The organism is Burkholderia sp. NRF60-BP8, assembly GCF_001522585.2.
Taxonomy (GTDB): Bacteria; Pseudomonadota; Gammaproteobacteria; order Burkholderiales; family Burkholderiaceae; genus Burkholderia.
Genome location: NZ_CP013372.1, coordinates 2,171,229 through 2,196,931 on the forward strand (window position 1 = coordinate 2,171,229; position 25,703 = coordinate 2,196,931).

Here is a 25,703-nt window from a genome sequence, read left to right on the forward strand (position 1 = left end):
CCGGTCATGCGTGCTGCGCGTGCCCGTCGTGGGCATCGTGGCGCGGCGCGCCGTGCACGTACTGCTGCAGCGACGCGACGCCGCGCTCCTTCGCCTCGAACAGGCTCTCGAGATGCTCGCGCGTGTTGACGAGCCCCTTCGCGCGCACGGTGCCCGTTTCGTCGAGCAGCACCGCATACGGCAGCTTGCCGATCTGATACGCGAGGCCGAGCTCCTGCGACAGCACGTACGGGAAGCGCCCGAGATCGTGCTTTCGCGCGAAGCGCACGTGCTCGTCGGCATCGCCGTCGCTCGCGAGCACGATGTTCACCGGCGTCGCTTCGCTGGCCTGCAGCGACGGCAGCAGCGGCAGCAGCTTCTTGCAGACCGGGCACGTCGGCGACAGGAAGAACAGCAGCGTCGCCTTGCCCGATGCGTCGATGCCGCCGACCTTCACGTGAGAGCCGCGAATGTCGGTCAGTTCGAACGTCGGCGCGATCGCGCCGACCGCCGGCCCCTTGTCGATCATCAGCGCGCCGGCCGGCATGATGCGTTCGTACAGGATGCCGATCTGGCGCACCAGGGCGAGGCAGATCGCGCCGAGCGCGAGAACGGCCACCCACAGCAGGGCGGTGGAAACGGTGAGAGCGGTTTGCATCATGAATTCCTCAGGTGGGCAAGGCGCGGGACGTTGGCGAGCAGCACGTCGACGGTGAGCAGCGCGCAGACGATCAGCAGCACGGAAAAGAACAGCGTCAGGTAGTCGAGCCACACGACGGCGCGCGTGCCCGGCTCGACGAACGCGGTCGCGGCCAGCGCGACGAGCAGCAGCACGCGGCCGACATGCAACCAGCCGATGCCGCGCGGTGCGTCCGCACGGGCGGCGGTGAAGCCGGAACAGCCGCAGTCGATGTCGGTGTGGCCGCGCAGCAGGTTGATCGCGAGGCCGGCGGCGAACGCCAGGAGCAGCGCGATCAGCGCGATCGCGCCGGCCGTGCGCGTATCGGGAAACAGCAGCGCCGCGGCGCCGATCGCTTCTGCCAACGGAATCGCGAACGCGACCGGCGCATTTAGCGCATCGGGCAGCAGCCGGTAGCCGGCGAGCGCCTGGCGGAACGCGGCGGGCCGGCGCATCTTCGCGAAGGCGCCGAGCAGCACGACGGCGGCCGCGCCGGCCTGCGCGCTGGTGGCGAGTACGGGATCGAGGGTCATCGCGGCCTCACGGGTTGACGAGCAGCGACGACGTATTGCCGATCTGCTTCTCGACGTGCCGCAGCGCGCCGGTGCGCGCATCCATCACGACGAGGTCGGAGGTCGCCGTCAGCCCGTAGAACAGCGGCTTGTCGTCCTCGCTGACCTGGATCGACACGAGCGGATCGACCTTCTGCTGTGCGAGATCCCAGCGCGCGACGCGCTGCTTCGACTTCAGGTCATACACCCACACCTGCGTGCCGGGATCCTTGTGCGAGCCGTCGGCGCCCTTGTGCATCAGCACGTAATAACGGTTCTGCTTCGCGTGCACGGCCGTCTGCTGCATGCCGCCCGGGCGCCAGCCTTCCGCGCGCTCGGCGTCCGTCAACAGCGGCCACGGCTTGCCGAACGCCGGCTTGTCGCCGCTGAAATCGGCACTGCGCACGTTGCCGCCGTAGGTGGTGAACAGATAGTCGCCCTGGTACCGCGACGCGTTCACGAACGCCGGATCCTTGTCGACGTCGATGAACGCGTCCGACATCGTGCGCTTCGTTTCCTTGCCGTTCGCGTCGAGCGTGACGGTCAGCGCCTTGCCGCTTTCGCACAGCGCGGTGAAACGGTCGTTGCCCGACGGATACGCGAGCACGCACGCGGCCATGTCGATCTCCGACAGCACCCGCTTCGAGACGGCGTCGATCACCGTCACCGATGCGGCCGGCGTGATGTTCGCGACGTACAGCCGCTTGCCGTCGGCGCTGAACGCGGTGTTGTACGGCGACGGCACGTGCTGCGCATGCTTCGCCGGAATCACGATCTCGCCCGCGTGATCGAGGGTCGCGTTGTCGATCATCTCGACGACGTCGGTGCGCGTGCCGTGCGAGCCGCGCGAGAAGTAGGTCGTCGCGACGAAGCTGGTCTTGCGGTCGGGCGAGATCGCGAAGCCGGGGGCGAAGCCGCCGTCGATCTGGCCGAGCAGTTTCTTCGCATCGGCGTCGTATACGTAGATGCGCCCGTCGGTCATCGACGGCATCGAAATGTCGACGATGTAGAGCGCGTGCGGATGCCACGGCGGCATCTTCTGCACGACCAGTTCTTCGGGTTTTTCCGCCGCGTTCGCGCCGCCGGCCCATGCCGCCGCCAACGCCAGCGTCGCCGCGAGCGCCGCGGTTCGCCGCCTTGTCCTCATGCCGCCTCCAGTGGGGGTTCACGTGATGTGGAGCGACTGTAGTTCGACAATAAAGCCGGCCGGCACCCGGACCGGCAACGCGTGCGTGCCGATTCGGGATATTGGAAATGCGCGTGAAAGCCACGCGGGCGCGTGCCTTCCGACCCTCCGAAGCGCGGGCGCGGAATAGCGCTCCTCCGTATTGCGCCGACCGCCCGGTCGGTTTAGTCTTGCGCGGTCCGAACGATCGCCGGAGGCGCCATGCGTGTGTTACATCAGAGGTTCGACGACGCAGACCGGCATGCCGCGGCGCTGCGCGGCTGGGATCAGCGTTACGACCAGATCGGGGCCGGCCCGTATCGCAGCGTGGTCAAACACGCGGTGCTCGACGGCGTGCAACTGTTCCAGGAAACGGCGAACGTGCGCATCATCCAGCGCGGATGCTTGCCGCCCGGCCATACGGTATTCGGGATGCCGCTCGCCGGCTCGGGCGCCTTCGCCTTCGGCAATGCGCGCGTCGAGCCCGGTACGATCGTGATGGCGCGCGGCGGCGTACCGTTCGAACTCCATTCGCCCGACGACATGTCGATGATCGGCGTGGTCGTCGAACCCGAGTTGATGCAGCAGATCGAAGATGCCGCCGGCGTCCGGCTGGACGCACGCGCGCTGCGACGCGGCGTGGTCGAGGTGCCGGTCGCCGCGCGCGAGCGCGCGAGCGTGCAACTCGCCACGCTGCTCGAACGCGTGCTGTCGGCGCCCGATACGTTCGACGCGGCACGCGTGCAGCGCGCGATGCGCGCCGACATCGGCAACGTGCTGGTCGATCTCATGACCTACCGGATACCCGAGCCGCCGCACCGGCTCACGCACGCGTGCCACGCCGACATCGTGCGCCGCGTGCACGACTACGTGATCGACCACCCGGAAGCACCCGTCGACATCCTGAGCCTGTGCACGCAACTGCGCGTCAGCCGGCGCACGATGCAGAACAGTTTTCAATCGGTCGTGCAGACGACGCCGCTCAACTACACGCGCTCGCTGCGCCTCGCGCAGGTGCGACGCCTGCTGCTCGACACGCGGCAATCCGACCTGCCGATCAGCGAAGCGGCCGCACGCTGGGGCTTCATTCATCTCGGGCATTTCGCGAATGCTTACAAGGCCCAATTCGGCGAATTGCCGTCGACGACCGCGCGCCGGACGGTGCATCGTGCAAAAACGCGCTGAGCGCCCGCAAAACCCGCGATAATCCCGGCTCGAACGTCCGGCGCCCGCGAGCCGGGCGAGCCCGCGCCGGCCCGCTCGTCGCGACGCGCGGCACGCACCGATCACCTGCTTGCACCCCACACCCCGATGCCCGAGGATTTCCACTTCCTGTTGCTGCCCGGCTTCTCCGCGCTCGGCTTCATGTCCGCGGTCGAGCCGCTGCGCGTCGCGAACCGCTTTCGCACCGAGCTGTATCGCTGGCACGTGATCAGCCTGGACGGCGCCCCCGTCGCCGCGAGCAACGGCATTCCGGTCGCCGCCGAAGCCGCGTGCGCGGACGTCCCGCAGGTCGATACGGTGTTCGTCGTCGCGGGCTTCGATCCGCTCGTGTGCTACACGCGCACGCTCGGCGACTGGCTGCGCCGCCAGCACCGGCATGGCGCCACGCTGGGCGGCATCGATACGGGCAGCTTCGTGCTCGCGGAAGCCGGGTTGTTCGACGCATCGCAGCCGCTGACGCTGCATTGGGAAGCGCTGGCCGCGTTCCGCGAGCGCTATCCCGGCCTGAACGCGACGCAGGAGCTGTTCGAGATCGACGACCGGCGCATCACGTGCGCGGGCGGCACCGCGTCGATCGACATGATGCTCGACCTGATCGGCCGCCGGCACGGCGCCGACCTCGCGGCGGCGATCTCCGAGCAGTTCGTCGTCAGCCGCATCCGGCAGCGCTCGGACAGCCAGCGGCTCGAGATCGCCGCGCGCTACGGCGTGCACAACCGCAAGCTGATCCAGGTGATCGGAACGATGCAACGGCACATGGACACCCCGCTCGGCTCCGACGCGCTCGCGCGGGAAGTCTCAATCACGCGGCGCCAGCTCGAGCGGCTGTTCAGCGCGATGCTGAACGACACGCCGACGCGCTTCTACCTGAACCTGCGCCTCGATCGCGCACGCGAACTGCTGCAGCAGACCGACATGAGCATCACGTCGGTGTGCGTCGCGTGCGGCTTCGAATCGCCGTCGCATTTTTCGCGCACCTATCGCGCGCGATTCGGGATGAGCCCGCGCAGCGACCGGCGGCCGACGCGCTGATCGTCTCGGCTTTTGATCACAATCCGGCGCGGTATTGCGCGTTCCGGCGGCGTTTCCCACCGTTCGCTGAACAATGCCGGCGACTGGTCGACGAACCGAAGCGGTCATCGAAAATAATCTGGAATGTCGTTGAAAATATTCTGTAACATACCAAACAAAGTTAGATAGGCAGCCTAACGACTCGATCGACGGGCTCGACGGACGTCGGGTCACGCAGGCTGCCAACCGATATCCAATATCGATCCGAGGGGTATGACATGACGATGCTCGATTCGCCGTCGCCGCACCTGCCTGCCGTTCGCTTCTCCTCCGCTTCGCCTGCCCGCTTCTTTTCGACCTGACATTTAGGTTTCCTTAGTCAGTCGACACCCCAACACCGCTTCGCCGCACCGGTTCCATCGAACCGGCGCGCGGGCCGTGTCGTGCCTGCTCGCCACGAGCGCGCGGGCGTGTCCAACCGTTGAGATGAGGATCACGTATGCAGACATCACGCAAAGCATTGCCGCTCGCCCTGAGTCTCGCGCTCGGTTTCGGCATCGTCGGCGGCACCCTGGCCGATACGAAAGCGCCGAATCCGCAGGCCGCGAGCCTGCGCGAAAGCCTGACGCGCGGCGTCGCGCCGCCGGCCGCGAAGGCCGACACGGCCGTCGGGCAGTTCCGCGCGGACGGCGTCGCCGTCACGCTGTACAACCCGGCCTATCGCGCCAAGAAGGCCGCCGCGACGCCCGCGGCCACCGCGCGCGACTTCGTCGCATCGCAAGCGGCGCAGCTCGGACTCGACGCGACCGCGCTCGCGAGCCTCGTCGTCACGTCGGAACGCACCGACGCCGACTTCACCGTCGTGCGCCTGCAGCAGCAGGCGGCCGGCTTGCCCGTGTACGGCAGCGACATCGCGGTGACCGTCGCGAAGGACGGCCGCATCCTGTACGTCGCGAGCAACACGATCAACGGCGTGGTCGCGACGACGCGCAAGTCGCAGGCCGTCGACCAGCAACAGGCGTTCGACCGCGCCCGCGCGTATCTCGGCGCGAGCGGCTTCACGCATCTCGATGCGCAACTCGTCGCGTTCGTCGACAAGGCCGGCACGCATACCGCGTGGAAGGTGCGCGGCCGCCCGCAGGACGGCCCGAAAGGCGACTGGGAGCTGCTGATCGATTCGGGCAGCGGCGAAGTGCTGCGCGCCGAGGACAAGGCGTTCTACGCGACCGAAGGCACCGGCTTCGTGTTCCGCCCCGATCCGCTGTCGCCGACGAAGAGCAGCTACGGCAGCACGGGCTACAAGGACGGCAACGACGCCGATTCGACGCAGCTCACGGCCGCGCGCGTACGCGTGACGCTGAAGGATCTCGCGCAGTCGGGCACGCGCTACACGCTGACGGGCCCGTACGCGGCATGCGTCGATTTCGATGCGCCGCTCGACAAGGCCTGCCCGTCGCAATCCACGCCCGCGTTCGAATTCACGCGCGGCAACCTGTATTTCGAGGCCGTGAACGCGTACTACCACATCGACACGTTCCTGCGTTACGTGAACCAGACGCTCGGCATCAAGGCGCTGCCGTACCAGTACACGGGCGGCGTGCAGTACGACCCGCACGGCGAATCGGGCGACGACAACTCGTCGTACTCGTCGAGCAGCGGCCGGCTGACCTTCGGGCAAGGCGGCGTCGACGACGCGGAAGACGCGGACGTCGTGATCCACGAGCTCGGCCACGGCATTCACGACTGGATCACCAACGGCGGCCTGTCGCAACAGGAAGGCTTGTCGGAAGGCACCGGCGACTATCTCGCCGCCGCGTACAGCCGCGACTTCAACCAATGGAGCCCGACCGATGCGCAGTATCACTGGGTCTACAACTGGGACGGCCACAACGAGTTCTGGGGCGGCCGCGTGACCAACTGGAACGTCGGGCGCACCTATGCGCAGGCGCGCGGCGCGGAGATCCACACGGCCGGCCAGTACTGGGCGTCGTGCAACCTCGTCGCACGCGATGCGATCGGCGCGCAGGCGATGGACAAGGCGTTCCTGAAGGGGCTGTCGATGACCAACGGCTCGACCAACCAGAAGGCCGCCGCGCAAGCGGTGCTGACGGCCGCATCCGCGCTCGGCTACAGCAGCGCGCAGCTCGCCGCGATCGGCAACGCGTACAACAAGAGCTGCACGTACGGCGTGACCGTCCCGCAGAAGTCGTAACGCCCGCAGCAGGCGGGAGCGCATCGCACGATCTGCGGCGCGCTCCCTTCATCGACATCGCCATCCTCACGAGATCGAACATGCCTACTCTGAAATCGACCCGCCTGAGTGCCGCGCTGGGCGGCATGCTGCTGACCGCCGCCGCGCACGCGGCGCCCGTCTGGATCACGCTCGGCGACACCGCGTTGCGCCAGCTTCAACGTATCGACGCGACTGCAACCGCGCAATACAGCACGACCGTCGAAGCCGGCAAGGCCGACGACGGCGCCGCGCGTCGCGAAACCGTTCACGTCGTCGAGATCGACGATTCCCGCCTCGGCGAGCTGGCCCGCGCCGTCCACCGCACGCGCGGCCACGGGCCCGGCTACGTCGTGCACGACTCGTTCGACGACGCGCGGCAGGCGCTCCAGCCCTTGCCTGCGGCGCTCGCGAAACAGGCCGCCCCCGCGTACACGGTGTCGAACGTGCCGCAGATCGGCACGTGGGTCCAGCAACTGCAGGCCAGCAACATCGTCGGCACGATCACGTCGCTGTCGGGTTTCACGAACCGCTACTACACGACGTCGCACGGCGTCGCCGCGTCCGACTGGCTCGCGTTGCAGTGGAAGCAACTGGCGGCTTCGCGCGCCGACATCGCCGTCGAACAATTCGCGCACACGGGCTTTCCGCAGAAATCCGTGATCCTGACGATCCGCGGCAGCGATCCGGCCGCGGGCACCGTCGTGCTCGGCGGCCACCTCGATTCGACGGTCGGCCGCACGACGGAAAACACGCGCTCGCCCGGCGCCGACGACGATGCGTCGGGCATCGCCAGCCTGACCGAGGCGCTGCGCGTGCTGCTCGCGAACGGCTACCGGCCGAAACGGACGATCAAGTTCGTCGGGTATGCGGCCGAGGAAGCCGGCCTGCTCGGCTCGAAGGCGATCGCGAAGCAGTTCCGCGCGCAGAATGCGAACGTGGTCGGCGTGCTGCAGCTCGACATGACGAACTACAAGGGCGATCCGAAGGATATCTACCTGATCACCGACTACACGAACGCGGCGCAAAACGCCTACCTGACGAACCTGGCGAAGACCTACCTGCCGGAGCTTGCGATCGGCACGTCGCAGTGCGGGTACGCATGCTCGGATCACGCGTCGTGGAATGCGCAGGGGTATCCGGCATCGTTCCCGTTCGAGGCCGACCAGAACGACAGCCCGTACATCCACACGGCGAACGACACGCTGGAAAACTCGGATCGGCAAGCGAACCATGCGCTGAAGTTCGGCAAGCTGGCGCTTGCCTATGCGGTCGATCTCGGCGGCATGGCCGGTGCGACGGTCAAGCGCTGAGCGTTCCGCGTCGAGCGGCTCGCACGTTCGCAGCGAAACGGGCGCTCACCCGCACGGGTGCGCCCGTTCGAATGCCTTTTCTCCGTCCGGCTAGAATCGTCGTTCGACCACTCGCCACACGCTTTCCCACCATGACCGAACCCACCCGCTCCATCGACGACCTGTCGCCCGCCCGCGTCACGACCGCGTTCGATCTACCCGGCCATACGACCGTCCGCTCGCTCGGCGTCGCACAGGGCATCGTCGTGCGCTCGCGCTCGATCGTCGGCTCGTTCGGCGCGTCGCTGCAGACGATCTTCGGCGGCAACATCACGCTCTATACGTCGCTGTGCGAAAAGGCGCGCGAGCACGCGTTCGACAAGATGCTTGCCGATGCGCGCAAGCTCGGCGCGAACGCGATCGTCGCGATGCGCTACGACTCGACCGAGATCGGCTCGGGCGTGACCGAGGTCATCTGCTACGGCACGGCCGTGCGCGTCACGCAGGATGCGTGACGTGTGATGCGCGTCACGCGTCGCGTTCGAGCGACTTCATGTGCGTGAGCTGCGGAAACAGCCGCATCCACGCGAGCGCGACGGCGATCGTCGCCGCGCCGCCGACGACGATCGCGGCCGGCGCGCCCCACCACGCGGCCGTCACGCCCGACTCGAATTCGCCGAGCTGGTTCGACGTGCCGATGAACAGCGAATTGACCGCGCTCACGCGACCGAGCATGTCGTCGGGCGTGCGCAGTTGCACGAGCGACAGGCGCACGACGACGCTCACGACATCCGATGCGCCAAGCGCCGCCAGCGCGACCAGCGACAACGCAAAGTGCCGCGACACCCCGAACACGATCGTCGCGATGCCGAACGCGATCACGCCGCCGAACATCGCGCGGCCCGGCCGGCCCTTCAACGGGAAGCGCGTGAGCCACAGCGTGCCCGCGAGCGCGCCGACCGCCGGCGCCGCGCGCAATGCGCCGAGCCCCCACGGGCCGACCTGCAGGATGTCGCGTGCGTAGATCGGCAGCAGCGCGGTCGCGCCGCCGAACAGCACGGCGAACAGATCGAGCGACAGCGCACCGAGAATCGCCGGTTCGCGCCGGATGAACGCGATGCCCGAAAACACCGAGCGCAGCGTGACCGGCTCGCGGGCGGGTGGCGCGCCGCGCAGCGGGATCGTGCCGCTCAGCATCGCCGCGATCGCGAAGGCCGCCACGCTCGTGCCGAACGCGACGGGTGCGCCGACGCCATAGAGCAACCCGCCGAACGCGGGACCGAGAATCTGCGCGGCCTGGTTGGCGGACGTCGACAGCGCGGTCGCGCGCGGCAAATCGGTGCGCGGCACGACGGCCGGCAGCAGCGACGACACCGACGGTGACTCGAACGCGCGAGCCGTGCCGACGATCGCCGCGAGCGCATACACGGCCGGCGCGGCCAGCCACCCTTGCACCGCACCGAGCAGGAACACGCCGGCGGCCAGTGCCTCGACGCCCTGGCAGATCGTCGCGATGCGCCGGCGGTCGTAGCGGTCGGCCACCTGCCCGACGACCAGCGTCAGCGCGAACATCGGCACGAACTGCGCGAGGCCGACCAGACCGAGCGCGAACGCGCTGTGCGTGAGCGCATACACGTACCAGCCGATCGCGACCGACAGGATCTGGAAGGCCAGCGACGACATCACGCGCGTGCCCCAGAAACGCCGGAACGGCGCGTGGCGAAACAGGTTGGCGGGTAACGGGGATAACGGACTGGAATCGGGCACGGGGGTGGTCATCGGGGTCTCGGCAGCTGGCTGTGCGCCCCGCAACCGTTCGGGAAACGACGGCGCACGCGGGTGCGCGCGGCAACGGGGCGGACGCGGCCAAACCGCGATGATATGCCAACCGCCGAAAACCGGCCGGGCGCCGGCCGCGCGTGCCGTCGAGCCGGCGCCTCGCACAAAAAAAAGCGCGAACCGCGGTTCGCGCCAAAGAGAGACCTCGCTGAAGACGTCACACCAACCCGCCACTCCGCTCAGAACGAATGCCGCATCCCGATCCGTACGTCGGCCTGCGTCTGCGTCGTCGACGGCGTGAAGCTGTAGCCGATCACCGCATCGACGCCCTGCGACGCGCGCAGGTAGTCGCCGGAGATGTACACGTCCGTGCGCTTCGACAGCAGATAATGCAGGCCCGCCGTGCCCTGGTTCCAGTGATGGCCCTCGAAGCGCGTGTGCTGGTAGCCCGCGATGAAGCTCAGCGCCGGCGTGAACTGGTACAGGCCACCGCCTTCGTACACCTGCATGTGCGACGACTGGCCAAAGCCCTTGATCGTCGTGTACGAGTAGTTGGCGTCGAGCGTCAGCTTGCCGATCGTGTAGCTCGTGCCGATGCCGAACGTGCCCTGGCTGTCGACGTCCATCGGCGTGTTCGCGAACAGATCGGTGCGCGCGCCGGTCGCCGGATCGACCGTGACGGTCTGCTGGCCGAGGAACGTATGCGTGCCGATCATCGCGTACGGGTCGAACGCGTAGATGCCGTTCGGATTGTTCAGGCGCGTGTACGCGGCGCCGATCGAGAAGTCGCCCTTCGTGAAGCTCGCGCCCGCGCTCCATGCGCTGTTGCGATGGAAGTTGCCCGCGACGTTGCCGAACGAGTACATCGCGCCGAACTTGAAGCCGCTCATGTCGCTCGACAGGAACTTCACCGAATTCGGCAGGCGGTCGCCGTTGAAACGGTCGAAGTCGCCCTGGTGGATCGCATAGCCGCTGCCCCATGCCGAAATGTTGTAGATCGACACGAGTTCGTTCGTGATGTCGAGCTGGTTGCCGAACGACAGCGTGCCCCAGTCGTTTTGCAGGCCCACGTACGCCTGCCGGCCGAATTCGGCGCCGCCGAAGCCGAGTTGCCCGTTGCCGAGATGGAAGCCGCTCTCGAGCGCGAACACGGCCTTCAGGCCGCCGCCCAGGTCCTCGGTGCCCTTGAGGCCGAAGCGGTTTCCGTAGGCGACGCCGTCGTCGAACTTGACCACGTGCGACCCGCCCGTGTTATTCACGTACGTGATGCCGGCGTCAAGAATCCCGTACAGCGTCACGCTGCTCTGCGCGTGCCCGATGGCGGGAATACAGGCCGCGCATGCAAGCGCGGCGGCTACGGCGACTTTCTTTTGCTTCATTGTCGACCACCCTCCCTGAACCGTTCGATGGAAAGAACCGTGGCCTGGCGCGTGCCGCGATACGCCGGCTGATTCGAATTCGGTACGTCTGCTGGCTCCGGCATTTCGTTTTCCGCAATAACGCAGCCATTGGCGAAAAATACAAACCCATATTTCGCGTCACCCGTCTGAAGGCGACACTAAATGGTCACGATGCGACGGGTCGGGAAAACACGTAGACGGGCGGCACGGTAAAAACCGGCCGCCCCGGGGAGGGAAATCAACGACCGTCGAGGGCCGCACGCACGGCCGGCAGGCCCGGCGCGCCGGTCGCCGTCGTCACGCCGTCGAGCCAGCCGGCGACCAGCGCCGGCTCGGCCTTCAGCGCATGCTGCGCCGCGAGCGCGGGCGACGTCTTGTGGTCGAGCATGTCGGCGATCATCCGGTTCTCGACGTCGACGGAGAACGTCATCTGCCGGAACAGCCGCGCGAGGTTCGTGCACTGGCCGGCGAACCCGGCACGCGCGACCGTGTTGACCGTCGCGCCGCCGTAGTTCGGGCCGAAATACGCATCGCCGCCCGACAGATACGTCAGACGGAACTTCGTGTTCATCAGATGCGGCTCCCACGCGAGAAACACGATCCAGCGCTTGTCGCGCACCGCCCGCTCGACCTGCGTGAGCATGCCCGTCTCGCTCGATTCGACGAGCGACCAGTTCGCGGACCCGAGCGCGTGGTCGGACAGCATCCGCTTGATGTTCTGGTTCGCGGGCGCGCCGGGCTCGATCCCGTAGATCTTGCCGCCGAAGCGGTCCGCGTAGCGCGCGAGATCGGCGAACGTATGCACACCGGCGGCGGCCACGTAGTCGGGCACCGCGAGCGTGAACTTCGCGCCGCTCAGGTTCGCGTGCAGGACGTCGATCGACTTCTCGTCGACGAACGGCTTCACGAGCGGCGCCTGCGCGGGCATCCAGTTGCCGAGGAACACGTCGACCTGCCCTTTCTTCAACCCCTGGTACGTGATCGGCACCGACAGGTTCGCCACGTCCTGCCGGTAGCCGAGCGCCTTCAGCACGACGCCCGCCATCGCATTCGTCGCGTCGATGTCGGTCCAGCCGGGCGCCGCCATCCTGACGTCGCCGCACGTCTGCGGATCGGCGGCATACGCGGGCTGCGTCGCCACCCCGCACGCGGCGGCCGCAGCGAGCGCCGCGCCGATCCTTCGGATTGCTGCATTGCCTTGCCGTTTCATGGTTCGCTTCCTCCGTCGTTCTTCAATGATCGCGATGCGGTGCGCTCAGCGCCCGACGCGCGGAAAACGCGCCATCGCTTCGAGCGTGTCGAGTTCGATGTGATTGCGCATGTAGCGCTGGCTCGCGTCGGTGAACGGCTGCCAGTCCCACGCCTGAATCCGGCCCTGCGTCGTCGCCGCGTAATGGAAGCGCCGGCGCCGCTGGCTCGCGCGCACCTGACGGTCCAGTTCGGGCAGGTTCCAGCGCTGCGCGGCCTCCGCGCGGAACGCGGCGAGCACGTCGGCGGCTTCCGGCCGCCCGGCGAGGTTCGTCAGTTCGCGCGGGTCGTCCGACAGGTTGTAAAGCTGGTCGGGATCGGCCGGGCAATGCACGTATTTCCAGTCGCCGCGGCGGATCATCACGATCGGCGCGAGCGCGCCTTCCGCGAGGTATTCGCCGAGCGCGACATCGTGCGCGGGCGTGCCGTTCAGGTGCGCCACGAGGCTCGCGCCGTCGACCGGGTCCGGCCAGCCGCCGGCGGGCGCGGCGCCGGCCAGCTCGACGAGCGTCGGCAGCAGGTCGACGTGCGACACGGGCCCGCGCACGCGCGCGGCGTCGAAGCGGCCCGGCGCATGGACGATCAGCGGCACGCGGCAGCCGCCTTCGAAGAACGTCATCTTGTACCAGAGCCCGCGCTCGCCGAGCATGTCGCCATGGTCGGACGTGACGATCACGATCGTGTCGTCGGCGAACCCGCATTGCTCGAGCGCGGCCAGCACGCTGCCGAACTGCGTGTCCACGTAGGACGTCGCGCCATAATACGCGCGGCGTGCGGCGCGGATCTGCGCATCGGTCGGCGGCGTACGGTCGTTCTCGCAGACGAAACGCAGCCGCTGCGAATGCGGATCGCTTGCGGCCGCATCGAACCGCACGGCCGGCATGTCGATTTCATCGTCGTCGTAGCGATCCCAGTATTCGCGCGTGATCGCATACGGATCGTGCGGATGGGTCAGCGACACGACCATGCAGAACGGCCGTGCATCGCGGCCGGCCGCGCGCTCGCGCGCGACGTCGTACAGCTTCTGCTTCGCCGCGAATGTCACTTCGTCGTCGAAATCGAGCTGGTTCGTGCGCACGCACGGGCCGGCGTCGAGCACCGAGCTCATGTTGTGATACCAGCTCGGCCGCTCGGTCGGTTGATCCCAGTCCGGCACCCAGCCGAAATCCGCCGGATAGATGTCGGTCGTCAGCCGCTCCTCGAAGCCGTGCAACTGGTCGGGTCCGCAGAAATGCATCTTGCCGGACAGCATCGTCCGGTAGCCGCCCGCGCGCAGGTAGTGCGCGAACGTCAGCGTTTGCGCGGGCAATTCGGCGGCGTTATCGTAGGCGCCGATTCCCGACGGCAGCTTGCCGGTCAGCAGCGAGAAGCGCGACGGCGCGCACAGCGGGCTCGCGCAGTACGCGGCGTCGAACACCACGCCTTCGGCGGCGAGCCGGTCGAGCGTCGGCGTGCGGGCGACGCGGTTGCCGTACGCCGGCAGCGCGAACGGCGTGAGCTGGTCGGCCATCAGGATCAGGATGTTGGGTGTCGGGTTCGTCATCGGCGGTCGTGGGGAAAGCGGTGTTCGAATGGAACGGCTCGCCGCCCGGGCAGCGAGACGTCCGGCATGACGGAGACGGTCCGCAGAAACTGCCGCGCGCAAGGGCCGCGCTGGCTAGAATCGGGGAGTGCGTTGCGCGGCGGCGCGCGAAGTGCCTGTGCCGTACCGTCCGCTGCACTATCGCCCGCCCGAATTCGCGCGGGTAGGCGTCCGGCCCTTATGGGGCCATTAGAGGGACTTATGTCGAAATCCGAACCGTTACCGTCGATGCAGGCGCTGCGCGCGTTCGAATCGGCCGCCCGGCTCGCGAGCTTCACGGCCGCCGCGCGCGAGCTCGGCTCGACGCAGCCGGCCGTGAGCCAGCAGGTGTATCAGCTCGAAGCCGAACTCGGCGTACCGCTGTTCGAACGCAGCCCGCGCGGCGTCACGCTGACGGCCGACGGCCAGTGCCTGTACGAAGCCGTGCGGCTCAGCCTCGACACGCTGCGCGGCGCGACCGCGACGCTGCGCGCGCGCCGCGAGCACGGCGCGCTCACGATCGTCACCGATTTCGGCTTCGCGACCTACTGGCTGATGCCGCGCCTGGCCGGGCTCAAGCGCGTGATGCCGGACGTCGACGTGCGCGTCGTCACGTCGCAGGACTACGACGCCCAGCGCGACCACGGCGACATCGCGATCCTGTTCGGCGACGGCCACTGGCCGTCGTGCACGGCCGCGCGGCTGTTTCCGGAATCCGTCACGCCCGTCTGCTCGCCCGCGTTCCGCGACGCGCACCCGGGCGTCGCGCGGCCCGAGCACCTGCTCGCGCTGCCGCTGCTGCACGTGCAGCCGACGCGCCCCGAGCGCTGGCTGTCGTGGTCGGGCTGGTTCGACGCGCACGGGCTCGAACCGCCACCCGCCGCCCGCGGCGTGACCTTCAACAGCTATGCGCTCGTGATCCATGCGGCGCTGCTCGGCGAAGGCGTCGCGCTCGGCTGGTCGCCGCTCGTCGACGAGCTCGTCGCGGCCGGCCAGCTCGTGAAGCTGGTCGACGCGCCCGTCGTCACGCCGCGCGGCTACTTCCTGGTGCGCCCGCCGCAGCGGCCCGAGCCGGATGCGACCCACGTGTTCCGGCGCTGGCTGCTCGACGCATGCGCGGCGGCCTGAGGCCGCGCGCCCGCCCCGGCCCCAGCCCGCTGGCGCACCGATACCAGCCACACGGCGCGTTGGTTCTATCCGCGCCGATATCGTCCTGATTTACTTGAGCCTCCCGCTACCCGCGCGGCGCGGCGCTTCGTGCGCCGCCGCGCGGCCGTGCGCCCCTGCCATCCGAGGAGTCTCATGACCGCCGAGCACCGCCCCGATCAATTCGTCCTGACACTGTCGTGCCCGAGCGCGGCCGGCCAGGTCGCCGCCGTCGTCGGCTTTCTCGACCGCCATCGCTGCTACGTCGATGCGCTGAACGTGTTCGACGACGATCTCAGCAATCGCTTCTTCGTGCGCTGCGTCTTTCATCCGACGGATGAGACGCTGCAGATCGACGCACTGCGTCAGGAATTCGCGCCGATCGCGGCCGGACTCGGCGGCCACGACGGCGACATCCAGTGGGCGATCCACGACGTCAACGCGCGGCCGAAGGTGCTGATCATGGTGTCGAAGCTCGAGCACTGCCTCGCGGATCTGCTGTTCCGCTGGCGGATGGGCGAGCTGAAGATGGACATCGTCGGCATCGTGTCGAACCACCCCGACTTCGAGCCGCTCGCCGCACAGCACGGGCTGCCGTTCCGGCACTTCCCGATCACGGCCGAGACCAAGGCGCAGCAGGAAGCGCAATGGCTCGACTTCTTCGAATCGAGCGGCGCCGAGCTCGTGATCCTCGCGCGCTACATGCAGGTGCTGTCGCAGGAGACGAGCGCGAAGCTCGCGAACCGCGCGATCAACATCCATCATTCGTTCCTGCCCGGCTTCAAGGGCGCGAAGCCGTATCACCAGGCACATGCGCGCGGCGTGAAGCTGATCGGCGCGACCGCGCACTTCGTGACCGACGATCTCGACGAAGGCCCGATCATCGAGCAGGTCGTGGAGCGTGTCGATCATGCGCTGCGACCCGAGCAATTGCTCGCGGTGGGACGCGACGTCGAAAGCCTCACGCTCGCGCGTGCGGTGAAGGCGTTCATCGAGCGGCGGGTGTTTTTGAACGGCGATCGGACGGTGGTGTTTTCGTAAGCGGGTCGCAGCCGCACTCGAACGCGACGGAAACGAACGAGGCCCGACCGGTAAACCGGTCGGGCCTCTTTTGTCGTCGTGTTGCGACGGCGCTTCACGCGACGGCCCCGCGTATGCTCTACGAAGCCATCACGTGCTGCGACACGCACGCATTAACGCGTCACTTCACCCACGCGAAGTAATACGACAACCAGATCGTCAGCGCAGCACCGATCAGCGCCACATACGGCATCAAGCTCAGCCACGGCGCGCGCTTCGGCACTTCGAGTTCCATGTCGCGCTGCATCTGCGCGGGAAAGCGGCCGCGATCCTGCCAGTAGTGGCGATAGAGGAACACCGGCACGATCAGCAGCATCGCGATCAACCCGTTGCGCAGCGTGCCTTCGCCTTGCAGGTTCGCACCCGCGCCGACGTAGACGAGGTTCGCATAGCCGCAGATCGCGCCGCCGACGAGCAGCCACGTCGGGCAGCGGAACGGCCGATCCCAGTTGCCGCGATCCATCCGGTGGATCCAGCCGGACTGAAGATTCAGGAATACGAACAACATGTAGCAGACGTTCGAGATAGACAGCACCGTCATGTAGTCCGACATCATCAGCAGCACGAGGTTGAAGCCGAGGTCGGTCCACATCGCGCGGGTGGGCGAGCCGTGCTCGTTCACGTGCGACAGGTACTTCGGCAGCCAGCCGTCGACCGACGCCTGGTACAGCGTGCGCGACGAGCCCATCATCGACGTCATCACGATCAGCAGGATCGACAGCATCAGCATCACGACGACCGCATTCGCGACCCACGCGCCGCCGCCGACGATCTTCGCCATCGCGGCCGCGACGCCGGTGCCGTCGCCGATCGCCGGATCGAGCATCGCCTGCGTGCCGAGCGCGCCCTGGAACGCCATCGGCACGAGCGTCATCACGACCAAGCACAACGCGCCCGACCAGAAGATCGCCTTGGCGGTGTCGCGGCGCGGATCGCGGAATTCGCGCGTGTAGCAGACGGCCGTCTCGAAACCGTACGACGCCCAGCCGGCCATGAACATCGCGCCGAGCGCCATCGTCACGCCCTGCCCGTTCCACGAGCCGAACGTCGCGGCGGTGAGGTTGCCTTGTGCATCGTGACCGAGCGGCAACAGCGGCAGCAGGTTCGACATCGGCACGTCGCCGGTGACGAACGGCACGATGCCGACGATCAGGAGCGGCGTGAGCGATGCAATGCCGAGAATGCGCTGCGTGCGTGCAGCCTTCGACGCGCCGCTGTGCTGAAGCTTGAACGTGATGAGGAGCAGAATCGTCGCGATGATGAATGTCGCGTTGATCCGCAATGACAGACCGGGCTTGATGAAACCGAGATCCGCAACCTTGAGCTGCCAGTGCAGCACCGCCGCATCGGCGGGAAAGAGACTCGTGAGCGCATAGCTCGCCGCGAGCCCGCAGCCGAGCGCGAGCATCGGCGACCACGCGAGCCAGTTGCACCAAACGGAAACCGGGGCAATCAGTTTGCTGTAGCGAACCCAGCCGATCGCGCCGTACACGGACGCGCCGCCCGATTTATGAGGAAATAGCCCCGAGATTTCCGCATAAGTCGCGCTTTGAATCAGGCCCATCGTGATCGCGGCGATCCAGATCGCCCACGCGGGCTGGCCGATCGTCGCGCATACGCCGCCGATCGTGAATAGCACGCCTGCCGGCACGCCGCTCGTTACCCAAAAAGCGTCTTTCCAGGTCAGGCCACGATGCAGCGTGTGGCCCGTCGAATCATGTGAGATGGTTGCCTCGACATCACTGGTGCGATTCGCACGCAGTCCTGCTTGACTCATCCAATTCCTCCTGTCGATCAGTGTCAGCGCTTTGGCGCTTACTCTGGTCCCATGCAAAGCTGTGATGACTCCACGCAAGGGCGCTAGTGTAACAACTTACGCGCTTTTTTGCAGAATCCGCAAAAGAATTCCGGGATATGGCCGCATGACATCCTGATTATTTCGGATTCCTGCGTGCCATTCCCGGCGTGTTTTTTATGACGATTGGTGCGACATATATCGGAATGCTTACTGTGCGCCTTCCGTCCACGAATTCACGCGGTCGGCATGCGCCGCAATCCACGCATCCGCGGCCGCTTCCGGCTTCGAGCCGTTCTGGATCGCGAGCATCACGCTGTCGATTTCACCCGGCTTCCACTGGAATTTCTTCAGGAACGCGACGACCGGCTTCGCCTTGGTTTCGAGTCCCGGATTCACGACGCTGTCGACGTGCTCGGCGCCGCCGAACACCTTCTTCGGATCCTCGAGGAAGCGCAGCTTCCACTTCGCGAACATCCAGTGCGGCGCCCAGCCCGTCACGATGACCGGCTTGTTCGCATTGACCGAACGCGACAGCTCGGCCGTCATCGCGCTGCCCGAGCTCGGCATCAGCGTGTAGTTCAGCCCGTAGCTCTTGATCGCGTCGTCGGTCTTGCGCATCACGCCGGCGCCCGCATCGATGCCGACGATCCGGCCGCCGAAGCTGCCCTTCTCCGCATTGAGGTCGTCGATGCTCTTCGCCTTCACGTACGCGGGCACGATCAGGCCGATCTTCGCATCGGGAAAATTCGCGCCGAGGTCGACGACCTTGGCCTTGTACTCGTCCCAGTACGAGCCGTGCGTGACCGGCAGCCACGCGGACAGCGTCGCATCGAGATCGCCGCGCGCGACGCCCTGCCACATGATCCCGGCCGCCACCGGCACGAGCTTCACCTCGTAGCCGAGCTTCTTCTCGATGACGCGGGCCGCGACGTTCGACGTCGCGACGCTGTCGTCCCAGCCTTCGACGTAGCCGATTTTCAGCGTCGGCTTCGTATCGGCGAGCGCCGATGCGCTCAATGCCACCATCGCCGACAGGGTGCCGGTCCACAACAGTTTTCCGAACAGCTTCATGGTCGATCTCCTTGGTCTGCGCACCGTGCGCGTTGTCTCTCTAGGTTCTTCAACCACAAATCCGCGGTATCGTTGTTTTCCGACGGATGCTTGTCCGGATGCGACGCACCCGGACAGCCGACGGCGAGTTTCGACTACTTGTCGATCACGAGATCCGACAGCGGCTTGCTGCAGCACAGCAGCACCATCCCCTGATCGATCTCGCGCTGGCGGATGCCGCCGTTGTGCTTCATGTCGACCTGCCCCGACACCAGCTTCACCTTGCAGGTGCCGCACATGCCCTGCGTGCACGATGCCGGCAGCCGCACGCCCGACTGGCGCGCCGCGTCGAGCACGTGCTGCTCCGAGCCGCACGAGATCTCGCGGTTGCTCTTCGCGAAGCTGACCGTGTACTGCTTCGTGCCGGCGTCGCCGCCTTCGACCGGCGGCGCGAGATCGGCGAGCAGCTCGTCGCTCGCCGTCTGCGCGAGCGTCTCGAACGAGAAGCTTTCCTCGTGATATTGCTTGCGATCGAAGCCGGCTTCGTCGAGCAGGTCGCGCACGGCCTTCATGTAGGGCGCGGGGCCGCACGTGAAGATCTCGCGTTCCATGAAATCCGGCGCGATCAGCTTCAGCAGCGGCAGCGTCAGGAAGCCCGTGACGCCCGGCCAGTTGGTGCGCGCGCCGACGCGCTCGACGACGAACGACGTGCGGAAATTCGTGTGGTTCGACGCGATCAGATCGAGCTCGCGCGCGAAGATGATGTCGTCCGGCGTGCGTGCACTGTGCACGAACAGGATGTCGCGATCTTCCGCGAGATCATGGTGCGCGCGGCTCATCGACATCAGCGGCGTGATGCCCGAGCCGGCCGACAGGAACAGGTACTTGCGCGCCGGATGCCGCGCGCACGTGAATTCGCCGGCCGGGCCGAGCACGCGCACCGACGCGCCCGGCTGCAGGTTGTCGTGCAGCCAGTTCGACACCTTGCCGCCCGGCACGCGCTTCACCGTGATCGAGATCGTGTGCGGCCGCGCCGGCGACGACGAAATCGTGTAGCAGCGGTTGATCGTCTCGCCGTCGATGTCGAGCTCGAGCGTGATGAACTGCCCGGGCTCGAACGAGAACGTGCGGCCCTGCGGCGAACGGAAGAAGAAGCTCTTCACGTCGTGGGTTTCCTGCCGCACGTGGCAGCACACCAGCGTTTCCTCGACGTCGCTCGTCCAGCGCTCGGGCAGCGCGTTCCAGAAGGCCGGGTGCGTCACCCGGCTGTCCGCCGGCTCGAAATTGGCCGCATCTCGCATCATGTCTTGCTCCGCTTATACGCTGCTAAGTACTACGCGCCGGTTTTTTCGGCGAGCCGGCCGATGTACCAGGCCGAGAATTTTTCGACGAGACCTTCCGTGTACGGCGAATACGGGCCCGGCTCGTACGCGCTGCTGTTCGCGCCGCGCTGCGAGAATTCGACGAGCGCGCGATCCTGGTCGTTGGTCGCGTTCCACACGGCCGTGAGGTTCTTCACGTCGTAGTCGATGCCTTCCTTCGCGTCCTTGTGCACGAGCCACTTCGTGCGCACGAGCGTCTTGCCGGCCGACAGCGGAATCACCGAGAACGTCACGATGTGATCGCTCATGAAGTGGTGCCACGAATTCGGCTGGGTCCAGAACGACAGCCCGCCGAGATCGGCCCTGTCGAAACCGCCGAGCAACTTCTTCGACGCGACCTTCGCGTCGAGCGTCTGCGATTCGCCGTCGCGGTCCAGCGGCAGGCGTTGCGTGCGGAAACCCGTCACGTCGAGCAGCTTTTCGATTTCGGCGGACGGCAGGCCCATCTCGGCCCACTCCTTGCCGCGCCGCACGCAGGTTTCGGCGAATGCGTCCATGCCTTCGGCGTTCGCGTCGGAGCGCTGGTAGCCGAAGCCGTATTCGTACAGCGAGATCGTCAGCTCCGGATGGTTCGCGACGCAGTGATAGCACTCGCGGTTGTTCTCCATCGTGAGCTTCCAGTTGCCTTCCTCGATGATGTCGATCTGCGCGGCGATCTTCGTGTTCGGCAGATCGTGCGGCAGCAGGTACGGCTCCATCTCGGCCCGCATCTGCGCGAAATCGACCGGCGGCTCGTCGGCGAGGCAGATGAAGATCAGGCCCGCGAGGTTCTCGACGTGCACCGACTTCAGGCTGTGCTTGCACCGGTCGAACTTCTCGCCCATGTGCTCGGCGAACATCAGTTGGCCCGTCAGGTTGTAGGTCCAGCTGTGGTACGGGCACACGATGTTGCCGACCGAGCCTTTGTCCTCGTTGCACAGGCGCGCGCCGCGGTGACGGCACACGTTGTGGAACGCGCGGATCGCCATGTCGTCGTCGCGCACGATCAGGATCGAATCGCTGCCCAACTGCACGGTCACGTAATCGCCCGGCTCGGGAATGTCCGGTTCGATCGCCACCTGGATCCAGTGCTGGCGGAAAATCGCCTCCATGTCGAGCGCGAAGATGTCCTCGCTCGTGTAGAACGGTGCGTCGAGGCTGTGCCCTTCCTTGCGCCGCTCGATCAATGCACGAATGTCTGCCGATACTTTCATCGTTTGCTCCGGATTCCTTGCATCCCTGGGTTTCTTGCCGACAGGCATCAAAATCAGTAGTCGATGAGCTGATGCTCGCGCAAATACGCGAGGATCACTTGTGCTTTTTCGACCGAACTCCCTTCATTTACGACGTTGCCGCCGCGGCTTTCGGTCGTCGTCGCGGACAGCATCCGGGCATGCCCGGAGCGCTTCTCGGCGGCGACCAGCTTGACGGGCTTACGCTCGACCGGGCCGACCGTCCACGCGGCCGCGTCGGCGTCCGCACCGGGCGCCGCGAGCGCGGGCCGAATCGCGCCGGCGCGCAGCCGCGCATACGCATAGCGCGGCTCGACGCCGGCGAGCGGATGCACGGCGACGACGGCCGGCAGCGCCGCGTCGACACGCCGCCGCAGCCCTTTCGGCAAAAATTGCCGAACCGCCGCGCGACCGCCTTCGACCGTCACGTCGACGGCCGAGCCGACGAGCGGATAGCCGAGCGCCGCGGCGACACGGTACGGCAGCATCCCGGTGTCGTACGCGCCCTCGGCGCGCGTGCCGGTCAGCACGAGGTCGTAGCCGTCGACACGCGCGGCGAGTGCGTGCACGGCGTCGTCGCCGTCGCGGCAGGCCAGCACTTCGACCTCCCGCGCACCGAGCGCCAGATAGTCGGCAAGCGCCGCATTCGCGGGGTCGCCTGCATGGATCACGTCGAGCGTCGCGCGATGCTTGTCCGCGAGCTGGCGGCCGGTTTCGAGCGCGGCCGCATCGTTGCGGCTGTAGCGCGCGACGCCGCTGACCGGGTGCCGGCCGACGGACACGAGCACCGCGATGCGTTGCAAGGGGCGAGGGGCGTTCATGCGGCGACTCCTTCGGGTTCACGGGTACCGACCGCGGCCGGCGATTCGCCGCGCGCGGCCCGCGCGGCCTGGACCTGTTCGATCAGCGCGGCGATCGTCGCCTGCGCGTCGCCGACCACCGTCAGGTTCGCGCGCTTCGCGATCGGCGCGCTGCCGTCGAGGTTCACCGCGATCACGTGGCGGCAGTCCTTGATCCCCTGCAGGTGCTGCACCGCGCCGGAGATGCCGAACGCGATGTACACGCTCGCCTCGACCGTCTTGCCGGTCGCGCCGACCTGCTTGTCGCGCGTGAAGTGGCCGTTGTCAACCGCGACGCGGCTCGCGCCGATCGCCGCGCCGAACACGCCGGCCAGCCGCTCGAACGCGCCGATGTCGGACACGCCGTTGCCGGCCGACACGATGAAATCGGCTTCCTCGAGCGCGACCTGGGCCGCGTCGATTTCGTCGAGACCGAGATCGCGATACGGCTGCGCGGCATCGCGCGCCGGGCGGATGAAATCGGCGGCGACGCGTTCGCCCGCGCCGACGAACGGCAGCTTCGCTTCGACCGCGTTCTGCGCGAGCAGGATCACGTCGGGCAGCGCGCGGGTGGCAAACGCACGTCCCGCCTGGGCATACGCGCCGACATGCTTCGCGTCGATTTCGACGACGTGAGTCGCGACGCTCGCACCGGCGGCCGCCGCGTAACGCCGGCCGAGATCGCCGTCGCCCGTCGCGTTGTCGGGCACGAACACGTGTTTCGGCGCGAGCGCGGCCACGCAGGCCTGCAATGCTTGCAATTCGCTTTCGGGATCGAACGCGCGGCGTTCGAAGCCGGCCAGCTCGAGCAGCTTGTCGACGCCGAGTTCGGCCACGTCGTCCTTCAGTTCGCCGAACGCGAGCAGCGCGACTTCGGTTTGCGCATCGGCGAGCACGGCCGCGGCGGCGATCGCCTGCCGCGAATGGTCGTCGAGCGCGCCGCGTTCGCTATGCGCGACCACCAGCATCACGTGCTTCGGGTCCTGCAGCGCGCGGCGCGGCTTCGCGGCCGCGGCGCCACGACCGTGCGCGGACCACTGCGCGGCGTTCGCATCGGCGCTGCCTTCCTCGCCGAGCGTGATGCGCTTCAGGCCGGCGGCCGTGATGACGAACGGCCGGCGCGGATCGATTCGTTTGATCGTATTCATCGATTCACTCCAGCGAGGCGGCGACGAGTTCGGCGACGTCGAGCACGTCGGGGCGCGGGCCCACGACGCCTTCGAGCATGGCCGTGCAGTTCGGGCACGCGACCGCGACCACGTCCGCGCCGATCGTGCGCGCGTCGGCGATGCGGATGTCCGGGATGCGCTGCTTGCCCGGGATGTCGGTCAGCGGCGCTCCGCCGCCACCGCCGCAGCAGCGGCCGCGCATGCCGTTGCGCTCCATCTCGACGACCTGGATGCCGATCGTCTTCAGCAGCTTGCGCGGCGCTTCGGTCTCGCCGTTGTAGCGGCCGAGGTAGCACGGGTCGTGATAGGTCGTGCGTTTCTCCTGCAGCGCCTCGACGGCCTTCGGCGCGATCTTGCCGCTGTCGGCCAGTTCGGCCAGATAGGTCGTGTGATGCTTGACCGTCACGCGCAGCCCGAGCGCACGGTATTCGTTGCGCAGGCTGTGCATCACGTGCGGGTCGGCCGTCACGATCTGCTTGTACGACAGCGTGCCGAGCGTGCCGATCAGGCGCTTCGCCATCTGCTGGAACGTCGCTTCGTCGCCGAGCCGGCGGGCGACGTCGCCCGTGTCGGTCTCGGTCGGGCCGAGCACGGCGTAGTCGACGCCCGCCTTGTTCAGCACCTTCACGAACGCGCGCAGCGTACGCTGATAGCGCATGTCGAACGCGCCTTCGCCCGCGACGAACAGCACGTCGACCGGCTTGCCGGGTTGCGCGACGGGCGCACTCAGGTCCACCGACCAGTCGTAACGTGCGGCGGTGTCGTAGCCGCCCATCGTGCCCGTCTCGCGCAGGTTCGCGAGCACTTCCTGGCCCTTGCCCGGCACCGCGCCGTGCACGAGCGTGCGGTTGCGGCGCATGTCGACGATCGCGTCGACGTGCTCGATCAGCATCGGGCACTCCTGCACGCATGCGCGGCAGGTCGTGCACGACCACAGCGTCTGCTCCTCGATCAGGCCCGACACGATCGGGCCGTTCGGCTCGCCGCGATGCTGGCCGACCGGGATGCCCGGCGACGGGCTGCCCGCGTACGCCGCATCGGTGCCGCCGGCCATCCCGACCACGAGATCCTGGATCAGCTTCTTCGGATTGAGCGGCTGGCCCGACGCGAACGCGGGGCACGCGGCTTCGCACTTGCCGCACTGCACGCAGGCGTCGAAGCTCAGCAGCTGGTTCCAGCGGAATTCGACCGGCTTCGCGACGCCGTACTCCTGATGCTCGATGTCCGGCAGCTTCAGCGCGGTCGGCGGCGTGGCCGTGCCGTTGCCGGTGAACGATTCGCGCGTCGCGGCGAAACGCTCCTGGCGCGGGTGGAACGCGAGGTGCAGCAGGCCGGCGATCGCATGCTTCATCGGGCCGCCCTTCGCAGCACCGATCGTCATCGTGAACGCGCCGATGCCGATCAGCAGCGCGCAGAGCACCGCGAACGCCCCCGACATCGCGCCGGTCGGCACCAGCATGAACAGCACGAGGCCGAGCGCGAACGAACCGAGCAGCCAGGGCAGCGTATTCCACGGGCCGCGCGACAGGCGCGCCGGCACGTCCTTCGCCGCGCGTCGACGCCACACGAACACCGCGCCGACCAGCATCGCGAGCGCCGCGAGGAAGATCAGCTTGTCGAGCCACGGCGAGTAGATCGCGAGGCCGTAGTTGACGAACACCAGCGCGAGCGCGCCGATCGCGCCGCCGGCGGTCGCGACGTGGGTCTTCGCGATGTACGGATCGCGGGCGACCACGTGGTGCAGGTCGACGAAATAACGCTTCGGAATCGCGAACAGGTTCGCGACGCCGAACGCGCCCGGCGCCGTGGCGCGGCCCAGACGCCAGTATGACGAGCGCTTCGCGACCGCGAACGCGAGCCCCGCCACCGACAGCCACAACAGGGCGGTAATGAGGAAGGACGGGTTCAT

Annotated in this window: 21 protein-coding genes; 7 read left to right on the top strand and 14 right to left on the bottom strand. The window is 67.4% G+C overall.

Annotated elements, in window-relative coordinates:
- Positions 1 to 4: 4 nt before the first annotated feature.
- Genes mauD through WS54_RS10115 form a run of 3 tightly spaced genes read right to left on the bottom strand, consistent with a single transcriptional unit; the run spans position 5 to position 2,356 of the window.
- Positions 5 to 640, bottom strand: a complete 636-nt coding sequence (gene mauD, locus WS54_RS10105; protein WP_034204284.1) for a methylamine dehydrogenase accessory protein MauD — start codon at positions 638 to 640, stop codon at positions 5 to 7.
- Positions 637 to 1,191 carry a MauE/DoxX family redox-associated membrane protein gene (locus WS54_RS10110; RefSeq protein WP_059786163.1) on the bottom strand — a complete coding sequence of 185 codons (555 nt, stop codon included), beginning with the start codon at positions 1,189 to 1,191 and terminating at the stop codon, positions 637 to 639. Before WS54_RS10110 ends, mauD begins: the two co-directional genes overlap by 4 nt.
- A gap of 7 nt (positions 1,192 to 1,198) precedes the next feature.
- Positions 1,199 to 2,356 (bottom strand): amine dehydrogenase large subunit, encoded by a 1,158-nt coding sequence (locus WS54_RS10115; RefSeq protein WP_059786166.1) that lies wholly within the window; start codon positions 2,354 to 2,356, stop codon positions 1,199 to 1,201.
- 240 nt (positions 2,357 to 2,596) lie between these two features.
- On the opposite strand from WS54_RS10115, the gene WS54_RS10120 reads away from it, so the two are divergent.
- The 5 genes from WS54_RS10120 (at position 2,597) to WS54_RS10140 (ending at position 8,646) form a co-directional block, all read left to right on the top strand.
- Positions 2,597 to 3,559, top strand: coding sequence for a helix-turn-helix domain-containing protein (locus WS54_RS10120; protein ID WP_034204281.1), 963 nt, complete (start codon positions 2,597 to 2,599; stop codon positions 3,557 to 3,559).
- 126 nt (positions 3,560 to 3,685) lie between these two features.
- Positions 3,686 to 4,630, top strand: coding sequence for a GlxA family transcriptional regulator (locus tag WS54_RS10125; RefSeq protein ID WP_034204280.1), 945 nt, complete (start codon positions 3,686 to 3,688; stop codon positions 4,628 to 4,630).
- A gap of 478 nt (positions 4,631 to 5,108) precedes the next feature.
- A complete protein-coding gene (locus WS54_RS10130; protein WP_059786168.1) occupies positions 5,109 to 6,821 on the top strand; it encodes a M36 family metallopeptidase in 1,713 nt (570 codons plus the stop codon).
- Between the two features lie 80 nt (positions 6,822 to 6,901).
- Positions 6,902 to 8,152 carry a M20/M25/M40 family metallo-hydrolase gene (locus tag WS54_RS10135; protein WP_059786171.1) on the top strand — a complete coding sequence of 417 codons (1,251 nt, stop codon included), beginning with the start codon at positions 6,902 to 6,904 and terminating at the stop codon, positions 8,150 to 8,152.
- A gap of 131 nt (positions 8,153 to 8,283) precedes the next feature.
- A complete protein-coding gene (locus tag WS54_RS10140) occupies positions 8,284 to 8,646 on the top strand; it encodes a YbjQ family protein (protein ID WP_034204277.1) in 363 nt (120 codons plus the stop codon).
- A 13-nt stretch (positions 8,647 to 8,659) separates the two neighbouring features.
- On the opposite strand, the gene WS54_RS10145 is transcribed toward WS54_RS10140, so the two are convergent.
- From WS54_RS10145 to betC, 4 genes are all read right to left on the bottom strand, one after another.
- The gene (locus tag WS54_RS10145; RefSeq protein WP_059786175.1) at positions 8,660 to 9,910 is read right to left on the bottom strand and encodes an MFS transporter; all 1,251 of its coding nucleotides are present in this window, start codon (positions 9,908 to 9,910) and stop codon (positions 8,660 to 8,662) included.
- Between the two features lie 239 nt (positions 9,911 to 10,149).
- Entirely contained in the window at positions 10,150 to 11,289 is a 1,140-nt protein-coding gene (locus WS54_RS10150; protein ID WP_034204275.1) for a porin, read from the bottom strand.
- A gap of 259 nt (positions 11,290 to 11,548) precedes the next feature.
- On the bottom strand, positions 11,549 to 12,520 hold the full coding sequence (gene choX / locus WS54_RS10155; protein ID WP_059786177.1) for a choline ABC transporter substrate-binding protein: 972 nt from the start codon (positions 12,518 to 12,520) through the stop codon (positions 11,549 to 11,551).
- Between the two features lie 45 nt (positions 12,521 to 12,565).
- On the bottom strand, positions 12,566 to 14,101 hold the full coding sequence (gene betC / locus WS54_RS10160; RefSeq protein ID WP_059786180.1) for a choline-sulfatase: 1,536 nt from the start codon (positions 14,099 to 14,101) through the stop codon (positions 12,566 to 12,568).
- A 240-nt stretch (positions 14,102 to 14,341) separates the two neighbouring features.
- Here betC and WS54_RS10170 point away from each other — a divergent pair, with 240 nt between their 5' ends.
- Both WS54_RS10170 and purU read left to right on the top strand, forming a co-directional pair.
- On the top strand, positions 14,342 to 15,247 hold the full coding sequence (locus WS54_RS10170) for a choline sulfate utilization transcriptional regulator (RefSeq protein WP_059786183.1): 906 nt from the start codon (positions 14,342 to 14,344) through the stop codon (positions 15,245 to 15,247).
- Positions 15,248 to 15,421: 174 nt separating this feature from the next.
- Positions 15,422 to 16,306, top strand: coding sequence for a formyltetrahydrofolate deformylase (gene purU, locus WS54_RS10175; protein WP_059786185.1), 885 nt, complete (start codon positions 15,422 to 15,424; stop codon positions 16,304 to 16,306).
- A gap of 160 nt (positions 16,307 to 16,466) precedes the next feature.
- On the opposite strand, the gene WS54_RS10180 is transcribed toward purU, so the two are convergent.
- The 7 genes from WS54_RS10180 to WS54_RS10210 all read right to left on the bottom strand — a co-directional run bounded on the left by WS54_RS10180 (position 16,467) and on the right by WS54_RS10210 (position 25,703).
- On the bottom strand, positions 16,467 to 18,122 hold the full coding sequence (locus tag WS54_RS10180) for an APC family permease (RefSeq protein WP_059786188.1): 1,656 nt from the start codon (positions 18,120 to 18,122) through the stop codon (positions 16,467 to 16,469).
- 228 nt (positions 18,123 to 18,350) lie between these two features.
- On the bottom strand, positions 18,351 to 19,214 hold the full coding sequence (locus WS54_RS10185) for a glycine betaine ABC transporter substrate-binding protein (RefSeq protein ID WP_034204269.1): 864 nt from the start codon (positions 19,212 to 19,214) through the stop codon (positions 18,351 to 18,353).
- 134 nt (positions 19,215 to 19,348) lie between these two features.
- Positions 19,349 to 20,497 carry a hybrid-cluster NAD(P)-dependent oxidoreductase gene (locus WS54_RS10190; protein WP_034204268.1) on the bottom strand — a complete coding sequence of 383 codons (1,149 nt, stop codon included), beginning with the start codon at positions 20,495 to 20,497 and terminating at the stop codon, positions 19,349 to 19,351.
- A 29-nt stretch (positions 20,498 to 20,526) separates the two neighbouring features.
- Positions 20,527 to 21,768, bottom strand: coding sequence for an aromatic ring-hydroxylating oxygenase subunit alpha (locus WS54_RS10195; protein ID WP_034204267.1), 1,242 nt, complete (start codon positions 21,766 to 21,768; stop codon positions 20,527 to 20,529).
- A gap of 53 nt (positions 21,769 to 21,821) precedes the next feature.
- Positions 21,822 to 22,607: a drug:proton antiporter gene (locus WS54_RS10200; protein WP_034204266.1), complete on the bottom strand. Its 786-nt coding sequence runs from the start codon at positions 22,605 to 22,607 to the stop codon at positions 21,822 to 21,824.
- Complete coding sequence (locus WS54_RS10205; protein ID WP_059786189.1) at positions 22,604 to 23,773, bottom strand: electron transfer flavoprotein subunit alpha/FixB family protein; 1,170 nt, start codon at positions 23,771 to 23,773, stop codon at positions 22,604 to 22,606. The genes WS54_RS10200 and WS54_RS10205 overlap by 4 nt, the downstream gene beginning before the upstream one ends.
- Positions 23,774 to 23,777: 4 nt before the next feature.
- Positions 23,778 to 25,703 (bottom strand): (Fe-S)-binding protein, encoded by a 1,926-nt coding sequence (locus WS54_RS10210; protein WP_059786192.1) that lies wholly within the window; start codon positions 25,701 to 25,703, stop codon positions 23,778 to 23,780.

Coding starts and splice junctions, on each gene's coding strand:
- WS54_RS10125 (WP_034204280.1), top strand. CDS start 3,686: ATGCCCGAGGATTTCCACTTCCTGTTGCTGCCCGGCTTCTCCGCGCTC.
- WS54_RS10190 (WP_034204268.1), bottom strand. CDS start 20,497: ATGATGCGAGATGCGGCCAATTTCGAGCCGGCGGACAGCCGGGTGACG.
- WS54_RS10170 (WP_059786183.1), top strand. CDS start 14,342: ATGTCGAAATCCGAACCGTTACCGTCGATGCAGGCGCTGCGCGCGTTC.
- WS54_RS10145 (WP_059786175.1), bottom strand. CDS start 9,910: ATGACCACCCCCGTGCCCGATTCCAGTCCGTTATCCCCGTTACCCGCC.
- WS54_RS10135 (WP_059786171.1), top strand. CDS start 6,902: ATGCCTACTCTGAAATCGACCCGCCTGAGTGCCGCGCTGGGCGGCATG.
- WS54_RS10115 (WP_059786166.1), bottom strand. CDS start 2,356: ATGAGGACAAGGCGGCGAACCGCGGCGCTCGCGGCGACGCTGGCGTTG.
- WS54_RS10195 (WP_034204267.1), bottom strand. CDS start 21,768: ATGAAAGTATCGGCAGACATTCGTGCATTGATCGAGCGGCGCAAGGAA.
- purU (WP_059786185.1), top strand. CDS start 15,422: ATGACCGCCGAGCACCGCCCCGATCAATTCGTCCTGACACTGTCGTGC.
- WS54_RS10210 (WP_059786192.1), bottom strand. CDS start 25,703: ATGAACCCGTCCTTCCTCATTACCGCCCTGTTGTGGCTGTCGGTGGCG.
- WS54_RS10180 (WP_059786188.1), bottom strand. CDS start 18,122: ATGAGTCAAGCAGGACTGCGTGCGAATCGCACCAGTGATGTCGAGGCA.
- WS54_RS10130 (WP_059786168.1), top strand. CDS start 5,109: ATGCAGACATCACGCAAAGCATTGCCGCTCGCCCTGAGTCTCGCGCTC.
- mauD (WP_034204284.1), bottom strand. CDS start 640: ATGATGCAAACCGCTCTCACCGTTTCCACCGCCCTGCTGTGGGTGGCC.
- WS54_RS10110 (WP_059786163.1), bottom strand. CDS start 1,191: ATGACCCTCGATCCCGTACTCGCCACCAGCGCGCAGGCCGGCGCGGCC.
- choX (WP_059786177.1), bottom strand. CDS start 12,520: ATGAAACGGCAAGGCAATGCAGCAATCCGAAGGATCGGCGCGGCGCTC.
- WS54_RS10120 (WP_034204281.1), top strand. CDS start 2,597: ATGCGTGTGTTACATCAGAGGTTCGACGACGCAGACCGGCATGCCGCG.
- WS54_RS10150 (WP_034204275.1), bottom strand. CDS start 11,289: ATGAAGCAAAAGAAAGTCGCCGTAGCCGCCGCGCTTGCATGCGCGGCC.
- WS54_RS10185 (WP_034204269.1), bottom strand. CDS start 19,214: ATGAAGCTGTTCGGAAAACTGTTGTGGACCGGCACCCTGTCGGCGATG.
- WS54_RS10200 (WP_034204266.1), bottom strand. CDS start 22,607: ATGAACGCCCCTCGCCCCTTGCAACGCATCGCGGTGCTCGTGTCCGTC.
- WS54_RS10205 (WP_059786189.1), bottom strand. CDS start 23,773: ATGAATACGATCAAACGAATCGATCCGCGCCGGCCGTTCGTCATCACG.
- betC (WP_059786180.1), bottom strand. CDS start 14,101: ATGACGAACCCGACACCCAACATCCTGATCCTGATGGCCGACCAGCTC.
- WS54_RS10140 (WP_034204277.1), top strand. CDS start 8,284: ATGACCGAACCCACCCGCTCCATCGACGACCTGTCGCCCGCCCGCGTC.